The sequence below is a fragment of the Pseudomonas sp. FW305-70 genome (assembly GCF_058783925.1).
The window spans coordinates 25,908-40,485 of record NZ_JBYSYZ010000024.1; the positions used below are offsets into that span (position 1 = coordinate 25,908).

At 60.1% G+C, this 14,578-nt stretch carries 11 protein-coding genes; 3 read left to right on the forward strand and 8 right to left on the reverse strand.

Annotated features, from left to right (window positions below; translation table 11 throughout):
- Positions 1-23 precede the first annotated feature (23 nt).
- Positions 24-1,370 (forward strand): sigma-54-dependent response regulator transcription factor AlgB, encoded by a 1,347-nt coding sequence (algB, locus tag AC3WN7_RS18110; protein WP_007969783.1) that lies wholly within the window; start codon positions 24-26, stop codon positions 1,368-1,370.
- Between the two features lie 10 nt (positions 1,371-1,380).
- Positions 1,381-3,171: an ATP-binding protein gene (locus AC3WN7_RS18115; protein WP_102674494.1), complete on the forward strand. Its 1,791-nt coding sequence runs from the start codon at positions 1,381-1,383 to the stop codon at positions 3,169-3,171.
- A 7-nt stretch (positions 3,172-3,178) separates the two neighbouring features.
- On the opposite strand, the gene AC3WN7_RS18120 is transcribed toward AC3WN7_RS18115, so the two are convergent.
- From AC3WN7_RS18120 to AC3WN7_RS18150, 7 genes are all read right to left on the reverse strand, one after another.
- Entirely contained in the window at positions 3,179-4,795 is a 1,617-nt protein-coding gene (locus AC3WN7_RS18120) for an EAL domain-containing protein (protein WP_095967845.1), read from the reverse strand.
- A 76-nt stretch (positions 4,796-4,871) separates the two neighbouring features.
- Positions 4,872-5,651 (reverse strand): N-acetylmuramoyl-L-alanine amidase, encoded by a 780-nt coding sequence (locus tag AC3WN7_RS18125; protein ID WP_095967846.1) that lies wholly within the window; start codon positions 5,649-5,651, stop codon positions 4,872-4,874.
- A gap of 104 nt (positions 5,652-5,755) precedes the next feature.
- Positions 5,756-7,774 carry a GGDEF domain-containing protein gene (locus tag AC3WN7_RS18130; RefSeq protein WP_102674493.1) on the reverse strand — a complete coding sequence of 673 codons (2,019 nt, stop codon included), beginning with the start codon at positions 7,772-7,774 and terminating at the stop codon, positions 5,756-5,758.
- Positions 7,771-8,649 carry an endonuclease/exonuclease/phosphatase family protein gene (locus AC3WN7_RS18135; protein WP_102674492.1) on the reverse strand — a complete coding sequence of 293 codons (879 nt, stop codon included), beginning with the start codon at positions 8,647-8,649 and terminating at the stop codon, positions 7,771-7,773. Before AC3WN7_RS18135 ends, AC3WN7_RS18130 begins: the two co-directional genes overlap by 4 nt.
- Positions 8,650-8,663: 14 nt before the next feature.
- Positions 8,664-9,305, reverse strand: a complete 642-nt coding sequence (dsbA, locus tag AC3WN7_RS18140; RefSeq protein ID WP_095967849.1) for a thiol:disulfide interchange protein DsbA — start codon at positions 9,303-9,305, stop codon at positions 8,664-8,666.
- Positions 9,306-9,504: 199 nt separating this feature from the next.
- Positions 9,505-10,134 carry a c-type cytochrome gene (locus AC3WN7_RS18145; protein WP_015092911.1) on the reverse strand — a complete coding sequence of 210 codons (630 nt, stop codon included), beginning with the start codon at positions 10,132-10,134 and terminating at the stop codon, positions 9,505-9,507.
- A gap of 45 nt (positions 10,135-10,179) precedes the next feature.
- Positions 10,180-10,470 carry a c-type cytochrome gene (locus tag AC3WN7_RS18150; RefSeq protein WP_015092910.1) on the reverse strand — a complete coding sequence of 97 codons (291 nt, stop codon included), beginning with the start codon at positions 10,468-10,470 and terminating at the stop codon, positions 10,180-10,182.
- 191 nt (positions 10,471-10,661) lie between these two features.
- On the opposite strand from AC3WN7_RS18150, the gene yihA reads away from it, so the two are divergent.
- Positions 10,662-11,306, forward strand: coding sequence for a ribosome biogenesis GTP-binding protein YihA/YsxC (gene yihA, locus AC3WN7_RS18155; protein ID WP_102674491.1), 645 nt, complete (start codon positions 10,662-10,664; stop codon positions 11,304-11,306).
- A gap of 405 nt (positions 11,307-11,711) precedes the next feature.
- Here yihA and polA read toward each other — a convergent pair whose 3' ends face one another.
- Entirely contained in the window at positions 11,712-14,516 is a 2,805-nt protein-coding gene (polA, locus tag AC3WN7_RS18160) for a DNA polymerase I (protein ID WP_095967851.1), read from the reverse strand.
- Between the last annotated feature and the right edge of the window lie 62 nt (positions 14,517-14,578).

A 14,578-nucleotide genomic window follows, 5' to 3' on the forward strand; every position in this document is an offset into this window, starting at 1 on the left:
CATTCATTAAGGAGCGTAGGAAAATGGAATCAGCCACTGAGCACCAAGGCCGCATTCTGCTGGTGGATGATGAGTCCGCCATCCTGCGTACTTTCCGTTACTGCCTCGAAGACGAAGGCTACAGCGTGGCCACCGCCACCAGCGCCGCGCAGGCAGAAGCTCTGTTGCAGCGCCAGGTCTTCGACCTGTGCTTCCTCGATTTGCGTCTGGGCGAAGACAACGGCCTGGATGTGCTGGCCCAGATGCGTATCCAGGCGCCCTGGATGCGGGTGGTGATCGTCACTGCGCACTCAGCCGTCGACACGGCGGTGGATGCGATTCAGGCCGGTGCCGCCGACTATCTGGTCAAGCCGTGCAGCCCCGATCAATTGCGGTTGGCAACCGCCAAGCAACTGGAAGTGCGGCAGCTGTCGGCGCGGCTCGAAGCCCTGGAAGGTGAAGTGCGCAAGCCCAAGGACGGTCTGGACTCCCACAGCCCGGCCATGAAAGTGGTTCTCGAAACCGCACGCCAGGTAGCCACGACCGATGCCAATATCCTGATTCTCGGTGAATCCGGCACTGGCAAGGGCGAGCTGTCCCAGGCCATTCACGGCTGGAGCAAACGCGCGAAGAAATCCTGCGTCACGATCAACTGCCCGTCGCTGACCGCCGAGCTTATGGAAAGCGAGCTCTTCGGCCACAGTCGTGGCGCCTTCACCGGCGCCAGCGAAAGCACGCTGGGCCGAGTCAACCAGGCGGACGGCGGGACTCTGTTTCTTGACGAAATCGGCGATTTTCCACTGACATTGCAGCCGAAGTTACTGCGTTTCATTCAGGACAAAGAGTACGAGCGCGTCGGTGATCCGGTGACCCGCCGTGCCGATGTGCGCATCCTTGCAGCCACCAACCTCAACCTCGAGGACATGGTCCGCGATGGTCGTTTCCGTGAAGACCTGCTCTATCGCCTGAATGTCATTACCCTGCACCTGCCACCGCTCCGCGAACGCCGTGAAGATATTCTCAACCTGGCCGATCGTTTCCTGGCGCGTTTCGTCAAGGAGTATGCCCGTCCCGCGCGCGCGCTAAGCGACGAGGCCCGGGAAGCCCTGTTGGGCTATCGCTGGCCGGGCAACATCCGTGAGCTGCGCAACGTGATAGAGCGCGCGAGCATCATCTGTCCGCAGGAACGGGTCGAGATCAGTCATCTGGGCATGGCCGAAACCCCGGTCAACAATGCACCGCGCATCGGCGCAGCGCTGAGCCTGGATGAGCTGGAAAAGGCCCACATCGGCGCGGTCCTCGCCACCGCCGACACGCTGGATCAAGCGGCAAAAACCCTGGGCATCGATGCCTCGACGCTGTACCGCAAACGCAAGCAGTACAACTTGTGAGCAATAGCCGATGAAACTGGCGATGAAATTGCGGACCCGGCTTTTCCTGAGCATCTCCGCACTGATCACTGTCGCCTTGCTCGGTCTCCTGCTCGGGCTGGTCAGCGTGATGCAGATGGCCGGCAGCCAGGAAGCACTGACCCGCAGTAACTTCATCACCCTGGACCTGGGACTCAAGCTGCGCCAGACCCTGGGTGATCAACTGATCATCATGCTCAGCGAGAAGCCTGACTCCGCCGCTTTCGCCGCCTCGAAGCAGCGTTACTTCCAATTGCTGGAGGAAGGCATCGCCCAGGAACCGGAGCTAAACGCAAGCGAGTACGGCTTCAGAAAAGCCAAGGCTGACTACGAGCGCTTTATCGAAGCTTATGAGGCGTCCCCGGACCCCTCGAGTGTGCTCAGCAGCCATGACAACCTGACGGAAAAATTCAACGCACTGCGCAATGGTCTGATCGCCGAGCACAAGCGCGCGCTGGATAACATCAACGATACCGAGCGCAAGGCCCGGGAGCGGGCACTGCTGATTGCAGGGTTACTTGCCCTGGTGGGGCTGGCGGTGCTGATCATCGGCTTCGTGACCGCGCAGGCCATTGCCCGGCGTTTCGGGGCGCCCATCGAAGCCTTGGCCAAGGCAGCGGACAATATCGGCCAGGGCAATTTCGATGTCACCCTGCCGATCTCCTCGGCAGTGGAGCTCAACCAGCTGACCCGGCGTTTCGGGATCATGGCCCAGGCGCTGCGTGAACATCAGGCCACCAACGTCGATGAGTTGCTGGCCGGCCAGCAGCGTTTGCAGGCCGTGCTCGACAGCATCGACGACGGGCTGCTGATGATCGACCGTCAGGGCCATCTGGAACACCTTAACCCTGTGGCCCAGCGCCAGTTGGGCTGGGAGTCCGATCGCCTGGGACAGGGACTGGGCACGGCACTGGAGCGCCCCGAACTCGATGAGCAACTGCAACTGGTGCTGCGCGGCGGCACCCTGGAGAGGGCGCCGGAGGACTTGAGTGTCGAAGTCGACGGCGAGTCGCGACTGCTGACCTATAGCCTGACCCCGGTCAGCCACACCCAGGGCCATATTCTCGGTGCCGTGATGGTGCTGCATGACGTCACGGAGCAGCGTGCCTTCGAACGGGTACGCAGCGAATTTGTGTTGCGCGCCTCCCATGAATTGCGCACACCGGTTACCGGCATGCACATGGCCTTCGGATTGTTCCGCGAGCGCGCACACTTTGCCCCGGACTCCCGGGAAGCCGACCTGCTCGATACCGTGAATGAAGAGATGCAGCGGCTGATGCAGCTGATCAATGACCTGCTGAATTTCTCCCGCTACCAAAACGGTTTGCAGAAACTCACCCTGGCGCCGTGTTCCATCGAGGCGTTGCTGGAACAGGCTCAGTCACGCTTTGCCACATCGGCCGAAGAGAAGGAAATCAGTCTGCTGGTAGAAGTGCAGGGGCCCTTGCCGCGTTTGCAGGCCGATCAGCCACAACTGGAGCGGGTACTCGATAATTTGCTCGACAACGCCTTGCGTCACACCGGTTCCGGCGGACGGATACGCTTGCATGCCCGGCGCCACGGCGATCGGGTCATCATCAGTGTCGAGGACAACGGCGAAGGCATTGCCTACGGTCAGCAGGGGCGGATCTTCGAGCCGTTCGTGCAAGTCGGACGCAAGAAAGGCGGAGCCGGTCTCGGCCTGGCATTGTGCAAGGAAATCGTGCAATTGCATGGCGGGCGGATGGGCGTCTATTCACGGCCGGGGCAGGGCACTCAGTTCTACATGGCGCTGACGGTTTAGATCGTGGTCACGCTTCGTCATCCAGGCGCCGACCGCCCGCCAGTCGTCGCCCCCGGGTGATCAATTCAATGAACTGAACCGCGCTCAGCGCGTGGGCGAACAGCCAACCCTGGCCGAACTTCACGCCTTCACTGCTCAGGAACTCGGCCTGGGCCTCATGTTCGATGCCCTCGGCAATCACCTTCAAATGCAGCGACTGGGCCATGTGAATGATGTGCGGAGCCACACCGCTGCTGGCGGCGTCATGCCCCAACGCATCAATGAACGCCTTGTCGATTTTCAGGCAGTCCACCGGCAGGGTTTGCAAATAGGCGAGGCTGCAGTAGCCGGTGCCAAAATCATCGATCAACACCTGGTGCCCGACATCCCGCAGCGATTGCAGGTTTTCCCGGGCCACCACCACATCGACCAGCCCACGCTCGGTGACCTCGAAGGCAATTTGCCGCGCAGCAACGCGATGCAGGGTCAGCAGCCTCGCCATCACCTGGCCGATTCGCGGAACCATCACATCACACGCCGCGAGATTGACCGAGATGTACAGTTGCGGGTTGGCACGCAGCAACTGGCCAAGTTGCTCGAGCAAGCGTTGCAAGACGAAATCCGTCATCTGGCGAATCTGCCCGGTGTCCTCCGCCATCGGAATGAACAGATCGGGACTGGTCAGGGTACCGTCCGGCCTGCGCCAGCGCAGCAGCGCTTCAGCCCCGACACAGTTGCGGCTATCGAGGTCGAAGATCGGTTGATACAGCACCTGCAACTCGCCCCGGCGAATCGCCCCGGCCAGTTCGGCATCCAGCGACTGGCGCTGTTGCACCAGCAGGAACACCAGGAACCCGACGCATATGCCCAGCGCAATGCTGGCCGGCACTAGCCACCACCAGACCGACGGGATATGCATGCCCGTACGCAGGCTGATCAACACCAATTGATACTCCGGGTTGTCGGTGGGCATGCGGTATATCAGGCGTGTCTGGGTGATCTGCAGCGCATCGCGATTTTTCGGGGGCCAGGCCTCGACCGGTGGCCAGATCTGCGAAGAGCCCAACACCGGAATCGCGCGCTTACCATGGTCAAGGACTACCAGCAGGCTGCTGCCCGGCGACAGGTCGACCATATCGGTCAAATGCCCGCGAGAGGTCGCGACCCGGAAATTCCCGCGCCCGAGCATCAGGGCGGCGCGGTTTTCATCGGGTTCGGTGGTGGTATTGAGCCAATAGCTGTAGGTCGGGCCTTTGATGTCTGGCGGTCGAATCAGCGACAGCCCTTCCTGGCGAGGGCGATTGGAGCAGATTCGCGAAGAGTCCATGTAGGCGGCTTCGTAGACGAAGCGATAATTGAACGTAACCTGTTGCAAGGTCGCGATCATTTCAGCATCGCAACCACGTAACGGTTGCGCTTCAAGGTCGTCCAGGCTTTCACGCAGTTGCCCGAAGAGCTGTTCCAGGCGGGCGAGAAAACGCTCACCCTGAGCATTCATTTCTTCGCTTTCGTTTTGCTCGACCTGATGAATGGCGACGAACAGGCTGCCGGCCATCAATAACGTTGCACTCAAGACAGCCGACATCAGCCCCAGGAACCAGGGGCGATGGAACCAACTACGGAAGGTCTCTCGAGCAGCAGTCATTGCGTAATATCCGATGGATTACCAATGAGTTATAGCTGCTGATTGGGAAATAGCCCGGACCGCCGGGCGGGCGCCATTATTTTGTCTGATTCAACACCAAAAGCAGCGCGGCTGTTTGCGCATCCGGAGTGCCATCGAAGCGTGCCGGGCGGAAGTGCATCTGGAAGGCTGCTATCACATGGCGTGTCGCAACATCGAGCTCGCCGGTTTGTGGAGAGGCATAACCCAGGCGGGCCAATTGCGCCTGAAACCAGCTGATGCTCGGTAACTGATCGGCGAACAGCATTTGCTGGCGCGCAACCGCCTGTTCGTTCGGCCAGATACCCAGCCCCTCGGCAGCCAGACGCTTCCAGGGGAACAGTGGCCCCGGGTCCAGTTTGCGCAACGGCGCAATATCGCTATGGCCGATGATGTCGCGAGGCTTGATGCCCTGACGCTTGCTGATGTCCTTGAGCAATACGATCAAGGACTGAACCTGATCTTCGCTGTAGGGATACCACACGCGCCCGGTTGGAGTGTCCTTGAATCCCGGATTGACGATTTCGATACCAATGGAACTGGAATTCAGCCAGGTCCGGCCATCCCATTCGCTCTCCCCGGCGTGCCAGGCGCGAACGTTTTCATCCATCAGCTTGTAGATGGTGGCGCCCTTGTCGTCACCGATCAGGTAATGACTGCTGACCTCGCCGTGGGTCAGCAGTTGCAGCGAACGCTCCATCGAGGCGTTGGTGTAATGCACCACCACGAACTGCACACGACTGTCGTAATTGGCTGAAGGATGACTGGTGTCAAAACGGGGACCGCTGGCGCAGCCAGCCAGCAGAACAAGTGACAGGATCAGAGCAAGATATTTCATGGCGAAAGGCAGTACACACAAGACAATAATGCAACAGTGTAACGTAATGCCTTGCGGGTTGACGGCAATCGCCACGAATTAAACAAATATGGAACAAATAATGCTCAGCCCGGCTCCACGCGGTTGCGTCCGGCATTTTTTGCACGGTACAACGCCTGATCGGCTCTTTTAAGCACTTGATCGCTGTGCTCACCCGGCCTGAACGCCGACATTCCGACAGACACGGTAATGGTCACCGGCTCTCCCTTGAAGTGGAACGGACAGGCCTCGATGGAGGCACGCAGGCTTTCCAGCAACTTCAGGCCCGCCGCCGGCACTGTGGATGGCATCAACAGCACAAACTCCTCGCCGCCGAACCGGGCAATGAAGTCCGTTGCGCGAAGACGCTTGCGCAACACGCTGGCAATGATCTTCAGCACTTTGTCGCCGGCCAGGTGCCCGTAGTTATCGTTGATGCGCTTGAAATGATCGAGGTCGAGCATGGCCAGTAACAGCGTATTGCCATGTTGCTGCCATTGTTTGACTTCATGATCCAGGCGCTCGCTCCAGGCCGCGCGGTTGGGCAGCCCGGTCAACGGGTCGACCAATGCCTTCTGACGTTGCTCTTCAAGGTGCTCGCGGTAACCCTGGGCCTCCTGCTCCATATGGGCGACCCGCTCGGCCAGGCTGTGCAGGCGCGCAGCGACCTCTTGCTCGCGCTCATCGCGCTGTTTCTGGTGCTGGTCCATGGTACCCAGCAAGCCTTCGAGATGGTTTTCCAGAACGTGCTTGAGACCTTCCAGGTCCGCGGCATCCTGCATGCTGCTTTGCAAGCCATCAACCTGTTCGCGGATCTGCGTGTCCATCTGCCGCGCAGCCGAACGGTTGTCGGCGTGCCCTGCGGTGGCGGCCTGCAAGTTGCTCTGGAACGATTCGAGGCGCTCGTTCAGTCGTTGCAGGTAGGCTTCGAACTCATGCTGGCCGCTGTCGGTAATGGCCAGCATCAACGTGGCGAAGTCGTCGAGAATCGGTAGTAATTCGTACCAGTTCAACCCGTTTTTCAGACGATCGCGCATGGATTCGGCTTGCGGGCGATGACGCTCGGGCAATGTCAGGTCTTCGAGCAGCCCCAGCAGCGTGTGTTCGATGTGGCTGGCCACCGAGCTGTAGGAGGGCTCTGGGGTATCCGGGAGTGCGTAGAACGTGTCGTGACCGGATAGAGGCTGATCTGCGGCGACCACCTCCTCTGTCGGAATCGCAAGCAAGGCATGGCCATCCGGCGATGCTGGCACGATCAGCTCGTCGGGGTTCACTTGCGACTCAAGAGGTGTTTCGATGGTTTCCGGGGTCGGCTTCTCGGTCGACCCGGTTTTTGCCGCGCCTGCGATGGCGGTTTGAGGCTCCGCAGCCGCAGGTGCCAAGGCCACGACTGCCGGAGCAGCGCAAGCCTCGGCTGGTCCGGTCGGCGCGGACGCCTCTTCAACTCGCTCAGCCGTGGGTACTTCGCAGATTGCCGTCTCAATCGCGACCGGGGTCGGCTCGATAACCGCCACAGGACTCTCGGCTACAGGGGCCGCCGGCGCAGGAGAAACAGTCGTTGATGCCACCGTCTCTTCTGCTTCACGACCGCCGAACAATCGCTGCAACAAGCCCGGCCGACCAGGTTCGGTCGGGGTCTCCAGCTGGCTCAGGGCCTTGCCTTGCAAACCACTCAGCTCGCTGAGCAACAAGGGCATCTCACGCGCCTGACTGACCCGTGCATCCAGTTGCCTGGCGAAACTCTTGAGTGGCCGGCTCACATCCCGAGGCAGCGGCAATGTTTGCAGTTGAGTGACCAGTGCAGTCAGGGCGGCACTGGTCTGGTTGATCCGGGTTTCCCGACGCTGCTCGGAGTCGAGCACGGCTTTTTCCAGGCGCGGAATCAGCGCGGCCAGGCCGGCGTCCATGTCGTCGGTACGCACGACCTCGCGCATTTCCTTCATGCATTGGTCAACCGCGCGGTCAGTGCCTTCCGCCGCCAGGGTGCTGCGCACCAGTCCACGGCGCAGCAAGTCGAGCCGCGCGTCCCAGCGACGTTCGAGCTTTTCCTGTTGTTCGATGCTTTTGAGGTATTTCTCTTTCCAGCGCTGTGCTTCGTCGCTCATTCATGGGTTCCGCGAGGGGCAGGACTCAACGCGGGCAATGCATCGGCCGTGAGCGAACCCGGCAGACGAATCTCTACCGCGACCGGCAGGTGATCGGAAATGGGCTGTGCCAGCACCTCGACCTTTTCCAGGGTCAGGCTCGGGCTCAGCAGGATATGGTCCAGGCAACGCTGTGGGCGCCAGCTGGGGAACGTTGCTTCCAATTGCGGCGCGAGCAGGCCGAGATCGCGCAACGCGGAATTTTGCAGCAGGTCACTGGCATGGGTGTTCATGTCGCCCATCAGTACCTGGTGTTTGTAGTCGCCAATCAGATTGCGGATATAGGCCAGTTGCAGGCTGCGCGCCCGGGCGCCCAGTGCCAGGTGCATCATGACGACCACCAGTGCTTCCGGGCCTTCGCCGAACCGTACCAGAATGGCTCCGCGCCCCTTTGGGCCCGGCAACGGATGATCTTCAATGGCCCACGGGCGCAATCGGCTGAGCACGCCATTGCTGTGCTGGGCCAGGCGACCTAGATTGCGATTGAGTTGTTGATACCAGTAGGGGAAGGCGCCGAGTTGGGCCAGATGCTCAACCTGATTGACGTAGCCTGAACGCAGGCTGCCACCATCGGCCTCCTGCAAGGCGACCAGATCGAAGTCGCCCAGCAGATTGCCGATTTTCTGCAGATTGTCGGCACGCCCGGTGTGCGGCAGCAGATGCTGCCAGCCCCGGGTCAGGTAATGCCGGTAACGCTCGGTGCTGATGCCGACCTGGATATTGAAACTGAGCAAGCGCAGACGACTGTCTGCGGGCAGGCCCGTGGATTCCAGATGATGCTCGTTGACCCGCGGATCATGCAGGCCAACGATGCGTTCAGTACCCCATCGGCGCATGGCAGTGACTGCCCTTAGTTGGCGGCAGCCTTGTTAGCCGCTCGCTCTTTGTCGATCAGTTTGTCGGCCAGTTGCAGGGCCTGTTCGGCACCGCCGGCGGAGCCTACGTCAAAGCGGTATTTACCATTCACAATCAGGGTTGGAACGCCGGAGATCTCATATTTTTTGGCCAGTTCACGGGCTTGAACGACCTGTCCCTTGATCGCAAAGGAGTCGAAAGTGGCCAGGAATTTTTCCTTGTCTACGCCCTGGGTAGCCAGGAAGTCGGCCATATCATTCTTATCGGTCAGCTTCATTTTTTTGTTCTGGATCGCGTCGAACACCGCGGCATGAACCTTATGCTCAACACCCATGGACTCAAGAGTCAGGAACATTTGGCCATGAGCGTCCCAAGGACCGCCGAACATCGCTGGAATACGCTTGAAGTTCACATCCGATGGCAGTTTTTCGGCCCAGGGATTGATTGTCGGCTCAAAGTGATAGCAGTGCGGGCAGCCATACCAGAACAGCTCCACCACTTCGATCTTGCCAGGCACGGCGACCGGAACCGGATTGCTCAGTTCGACATAAGGTGCGGCGGGGGCTTCAGCGGCCTGGGCAGTCATGCCGAACAGGCTGGCAGCGGCAAAAACGGCGCTGATGATCAGATTACGCATGCTTCACTCCTGGACAAGTTTTTCGCCTCGCGCAACGTGTTTTCAGACAGGTCCTGGCGGGCTTGAGTTTTGTAGTGTAACGGCAGCGGCCACAAAAAAGGGCGGCCAAGGCCACCCTTTTTATACTCGTTGCAACGGATTAATCGAGCGTTAACGTTGCAGGCGATATTTACCCCGTTCAACGCCCGATCCGCCGGCCTTAGTGCAGGCCCTGGATGTAGCTGGACACCGCGGCGATGTCTTCGTCGCTCAGCCGCTTGGCGATGGTCTGCATGGTCTTGGCATCGCCATCGTTGGTGCGGCCGCCTTCTTCCTTGCGGAAATCGGTCAGTTGCTTGGCGATGTATTGAGCGTGCTGGCCACCCAGGTGCGGGAAGCCGGCGGCTGCGTTGCCGGCGCCATTTGGCGAGTGGCAGCCGGTGCAGGATGGCAGGCCCTTGGCCAGGTCACCGCCGCGGAACAGGGCCTCACCGCGAGCGACGACTTTAGGATCGGCGGCACCAACGCTGCCTTTCTGGCTGGCAAAGTAGGCGGCGATGTCCGCCAGGTCCTGATCGCTCAGGTTGGTCAGCAGGCCGGTCATTTCCAGAACGGTGCGCTTGCCCGACTTGATGTCGTGCAATTGCTTGGTCAGGTAGCGTTCACCCTGACCCGCCAGTTTGGGAAAGTTTGGCGCCATGCTGTTGCCATCCGGGCCGTGGCAGGCGCCACAGACGGCGGCTTTGGCCTGGCCAGCTTTAGCATCACCCGGTTGTACTGCCTCACCTGCAGCATGGGCTATGCCGGAGATGCCCACGGTCAACAGCAGACTCACGATCAATTTCTTCATCAGCTAATCCAACTACGGCTAAGGGTTAAGAGTTATGGACCGGGCTTACTCGCTCATCCAAAGGATGATGGCTTGGTAATCCTCGGCACTGCAGTCCATGCACAAACCACGCGGCGGCATCGCCTTGAAACCCTGGGTCACGTGTTGCACCAGCGTCTCCATACCTTTCGCCAACCTCGGCGTCCAAGCATCCTGATCGCCTTTTTTCGGCGCCATGGGTAGTTGGCCGGAATGACAGGCACCACAAACACGGTTGTACACAGCTTCCGGATCCTGTGTAGCCTGAGCGCTGTAAAGCGGCATCAAGACACCGGCAGCTAGCAGCCATTTCGTCATAAAACGACCTTTTCAGGGTTGAGAGCGTGCTGCGTTCTAGTGCGCAATCAAGGTCTGTCGCTCTCGTGAACTTCATCCTACGCTGGGACAAAGCGCACACAAAATCTGCGGCATTATATACTGGCGTCACTGAAACGGAAGCGACACTGCTTGCCGCACCCATTCCTGGCGCCGCCCACATCGGAAATCCCATGCAACTCAAGAATCCCATCCTCGGTCTGTGCCAACAGTCCACCTTCATGCTCAGCGCCGCCAAAGTCGACCAATGTCCGGATGACGAGGGCTTCGAAGTCGCCTTCGCCGGGCGTTCCAACGCCGGCAAGTCGAGTGCCTTGAACACCCTGACCCACGCCAGCCTGGCGCGCACCTCGAAAACCCCGGGGCGCACGCAACTGTTGAATTTCTTCAAGCTAGACGATGAACGCCGTCTGGTCGACCTGCCGGGCTACGGTTATGCAAAAGTACCGATCCCGCTCAAGCAACACTGGCAGCGTCACCTGGAAGCGTACCTGGGTGGTCGAGAGAGTTTGAAAGGCCTGATCCTGATGATGGACATCCGCCATCCGATGACCGATTTCGACCTGCTGATGCTCGATTGGGCCGTGGCTGCCGGCATGCCGATGCACATTCTGCTGACCAAAGCGGACAAGCTGACCTATGGCGCGGCCAAGAACACGCTGCTCAAGGTTCAGGCGGAAATCCGCAAGGGCTGGGGCGATCTGGTGACGATTCAGCTGTTCTCGGCCCCGAAACGCATGGGCCTGGAAGAAGCCTATACCGTACTGGCAGGCTGGATGGAGCTGGCGGACAAGGGTGTCGAGGTAGAAGCCCAATAAGGCTGCGAAAGCTGTCTGGGGCACCCCGGACAGCTTTCTGCAGGCAAAAAAAACCCCGGGCTTCATATGGGGAGGGAGAAGTTCCGGGGTTCAAGCTCTAGACCGCTAGGGCGGGGTCCAGATATCTGCCAACACTTAACACAACATAGGAGCATCGAAGGGCTTCACCAGCCATTCAGTACCTCTGAGTAGTGCTTCGCAAGATTAGTTCAGATTTTTTTCAAATAGCTTTGAAATAACGCCGATAGCCTTGCGGACTGAGCTGTTTGTGCCCTCTTGCCGCGGCACTATGCCGCAGCAGAACACCACATTTCTTGTAGGAGCGGGCTTGCTCGCGATGGAATTTCAGTCGAAATCGATGTGCCTGACACTCCATCGCGAGCAAGCTCGCTCCTACAGGAAGGCTCAGTGAGCCTCGTCCCAGTTATTTCCAACACCCACTTCGACCAGCAACGGCACGTCCAGTTTCGCGGCTTCACTCATGTGTACGCGAATTTCATCGCGAACCTGGTCGACCAGGTCTTCACGTACCTCCAGCACCAGTTCATCGTGCACCTGCAAAATGACTTTGGCGTCGAGTCCGGACGCGGTCAGCCAGTTATCCACAGCGACCATGGCTTTCTTGATGATGTCCGCAGCGGTGCCTTGCATCGGTGCGTTGATTGCCGTGCGTTCGGCGGCGGCGCGCTCTTGCGGCTTGTTGGAGTTGATGTCCGGCAGGTACAGGCGACGACCGAAGAACGTCTCGACATAACCTTGCTCGGCGGCCTGGGCACGCGTGCGGTCCATGTACTGGCGTACGCCGGGGTATCGGGCGAAGTAGGTATCGATGTAGGCCTTGGCGGTCTTGGTGTCGACGCCAATGTCCTTGCCGAGCTTCTGCGCCCCCATGCCGTAGATCAGGCCGAAGTTGATCGCCTTGGCGCTGCGGCGCTGGTCGGAGGTCACGTCGGCCAGTTCGACCTTGAACACTTCGGCGGCGGTCGCGGTGTGCACGTCCAGATTGTGGCGGAAAGCGTTCATCAGCCCTTCATCCCGTGACAGGTGCGCCATGATCCGCAACTCGATCTGCGAGTAGTCCGCCGCCAGCAGCTTGTAACCGGCCGGGGCCACGAAGGCCTGGCGGATACGACGCCCTTCGGCCGTGCGCACCGGGATGTTCTGCAGGTTCGGATCGCTGGAGGACAGGCGCCCGGTGGAGGCGACAGCCTGGTGGTAAGACGTATGGATCCGCCCGGTGCGCGGGTTGATCTGTTCCGGCAAACGATCGGTGTAAGTGCTTTTCAGCTTGCTCATGGAGCGATATTCCATGAGCACTTTCGGCAATCGGTAGTCGTCTTCCGCCAGCTTGGCCAGCACCTCTTCGGCCGTGGACGGCTGGCCCTTGGCAGTCTTTTTCAGCACCGGCAGGCCGAGTTTCTCGTAGAGGATCACGCCGAGCTGCTTGGGCGAACCGAGGTTGAATTCCTCGCCGGCAATCTCGAAGGCTTCGCGCTCAAGTGCGACCATCTTGTCGCCCAGCTCGATGCTTTGCACGCCCAGCAGAGCGGCGTCGACGAATGCGCCCTGGCGCTCGATGCGCGCCAGCACCGGCACCAGCGGGATTTCGATGTCGGTCAGCACACTGGCCAGGCTCGGAATGGCCGAGAGCTTTTCGAACAGGGCCTGGTGCAGACGCAGGGTGATGTCCGCATCTTCGGCGGCGTAAGGCCCGGCCTGCTCAAGGGCGATCTGATCGAACGTCAGCTGTTTCACGCCTTTGCCGGCGATGTCCTGGAAGCTCACCGTGGTGTGGTCCAGATACTTCTGCGCCAGGCTGTCCATGTCATGGCGCGTGGCCGTGGAGTTGAGCACGTAGGACTCGAGCATGGTGTCGAAGGCGATGCCGCGCACGGTGATGCCGTTGTCCTGTACGCCACCGATGGCGCAGTTGGCCAGGATGTTCATGTCGAACTTGGCGTGCTGGCCGACCTTGAGCTTGTTCGGGTCTTCCAGAATCGGCTTGAGCGCGCGCAGGACCGTGTCGCGGTCCAGCTGCTGCGGCACGCCGATGTAGGAATGGGTCAACGGGATGTAGGCCGCTTCGTTAGCCTGAACCGCGAATGACAGACCCACCAATTGCGCCTGCTGCGCGTCGATGCCGGTGGTTTCGGTGTCGAACGCAAACAGCTTGGCGTTGTTCAGTTTTTCCAGCCAGGCATCGAAACGCGCCTGATCGAGGATGGTTTCGTAGGCGGCTTCAGCAGCGGCGGCCGGTGCTTCGGCCTCTGGTTCGCTGAACAGATCGTTGGCCGGTGCAGGCTCGGCGGCAGCGCTCAGTTCCAGGCGTTTGGCGTCGCGATCAAGGTCGTTCAGCCAGCTCTTGAACTCCAGCAGGCTGTACAACTCGTAGAGTTTCGCCGGATCTTCCGCGCCCATTTGCAGGTCGTCGAGGCCAATGTCCAGCGGTACGTCGACCTTGATGGTCGCCAACTGATAGGAAAGGAAGGCCATTTCCTTGTGTTCTTCGAGCTTGGCCGGCAGGGTCTTGGCACCACGAATCGGCAGGGTCGGTACGATGTCGAGCTGCGCATAGAGCTCGGTCAGGCCGCCGTTCACACCGACCAGCAGGCCTGAAGCCGTCTTCGGGCCAATCCCCGGAACGCCCGGAATGTTGTCGGAAGAATCGCCCATGAGCGCCAGATAATCGATGATCTGCTCCGGAGCGACGCCGAATTTCTCCTTCACGCCCTCCACGTCCATGCTGCTACCGGTCATGGTGTTGACCAAGGTAATGTGACCATCGACCAGTTGCGCCATATCCTTGTCGCCCGTGGAGATGATCACCGGACGATCCGCCGCCGCACTGCTGCGGGCCAGGGTGCCGATCACGTCATCGGCCTCGACGCCTTCGACGCACAGCAGCGGGAAGCCCAGGGCGATCACGCTCTGGTGCAGCGGTTCGATCTGCACGCGCATGTCGTCAGGCATACTCGGACGGTTGGCCTTGTATTCGGCGTACATGTCATCGCGAAAAGTCCCGCCCTTGGCGTCGAACACCACGGCGAACGGACTATTCGGATATTGCTTGCGCAGGCTCTTGAGCATGTTCAACACGCCCTTGACCGCACCGGTCGGCAGGCCTTTGGACGTGGTCAGCGGTGGCAGCGCGTGAAAGGCGCGGTAAAGGTAAGAAGAACCGTCCACCAGGACGAGGGGGGCTTGGCTCATGAGCAGGATCAACCTTTTCGGCGGGTCCGGCGCTAGAATAGCGGGACCGTTGACGACAAAGG

Bases quoted from the DNA above. Each gene is read 5' to 3' on its own strand.
- AC3WN7_RS18120 (WP_095967845.1), bottom strand. From the start codon at position 4,795: ATGACTGCTGCTCGAGAGACCTTCCGTAGTTGGTTCCATCGCCCCTGG.
- polA (WP_095967851.1), bottom strand. From the start codon at position 14,516: ATGAGCCAAGCCCCCCTCGTCCTGGTGGACGGTTCTTCTTACCTTTAC.
- AC3WN7_RS18125 (WP_095967846.1), bottom strand. From the start codon at position 5,651: ATGAAATATCTTGCTCTGATCCTGTCACTTGTTCTGCTGGCTGGCTGC.
- AC3WN7_RS18130 (WP_102674493.1), bottom strand. From the start codon at position 7,774: ATGAGCGACGAAGCACAGCGCTGGAAAGAGAAATACCTCAAAAGCATC.
- AC3WN7_RS18135 (WP_102674492.1), bottom strand. From the start codon at position 8,649: ATGCGCCGATGGGGTACTGAACGCATCGTTGGCCTGCATGATCCGCGG.
- AC3WN7_RS18150 (WP_015092910.1), bottom strand. From the start codon at position 10,470: ATGACGAAATGGCTGCTAGCTGCCGGTGTCTTGATGCCGCTTTACAGC.
- algB (WP_007969783.1), top strand. From the start codon at position 24: ATGGAATCAGCCACTGAGCACCAAGGCCGCATTCTGCTGGTGGATGAT.
- dsbA (WP_095967849.1), bottom strand. From the start codon at position 9,305: ATGCGTAATCTGATCATCAGCGCCGTTTTTGCCGCTGCCAGCCTGTTC.
- AC3WN7_RS18115 (WP_102674494.1), top strand. From the start codon at position 1,381: ATGAAACTGGCGATGAAATTGCGGACCCGGCTTTTCCTGAGCATCTCC.
- yihA (WP_102674491.1), top strand. From the start codon at position 10,662: ATGCAACTCAAGAATCCCATCCTCGGTCTGTGCCAACAGTCCACCTTC.
- AC3WN7_RS18145 (WP_015092911.1), bottom strand. From the start codon at position 10,134: ATGAAGAAATTGATCGTGAGTCTGCTGTTGACCGTGGGCATCTCCGGC.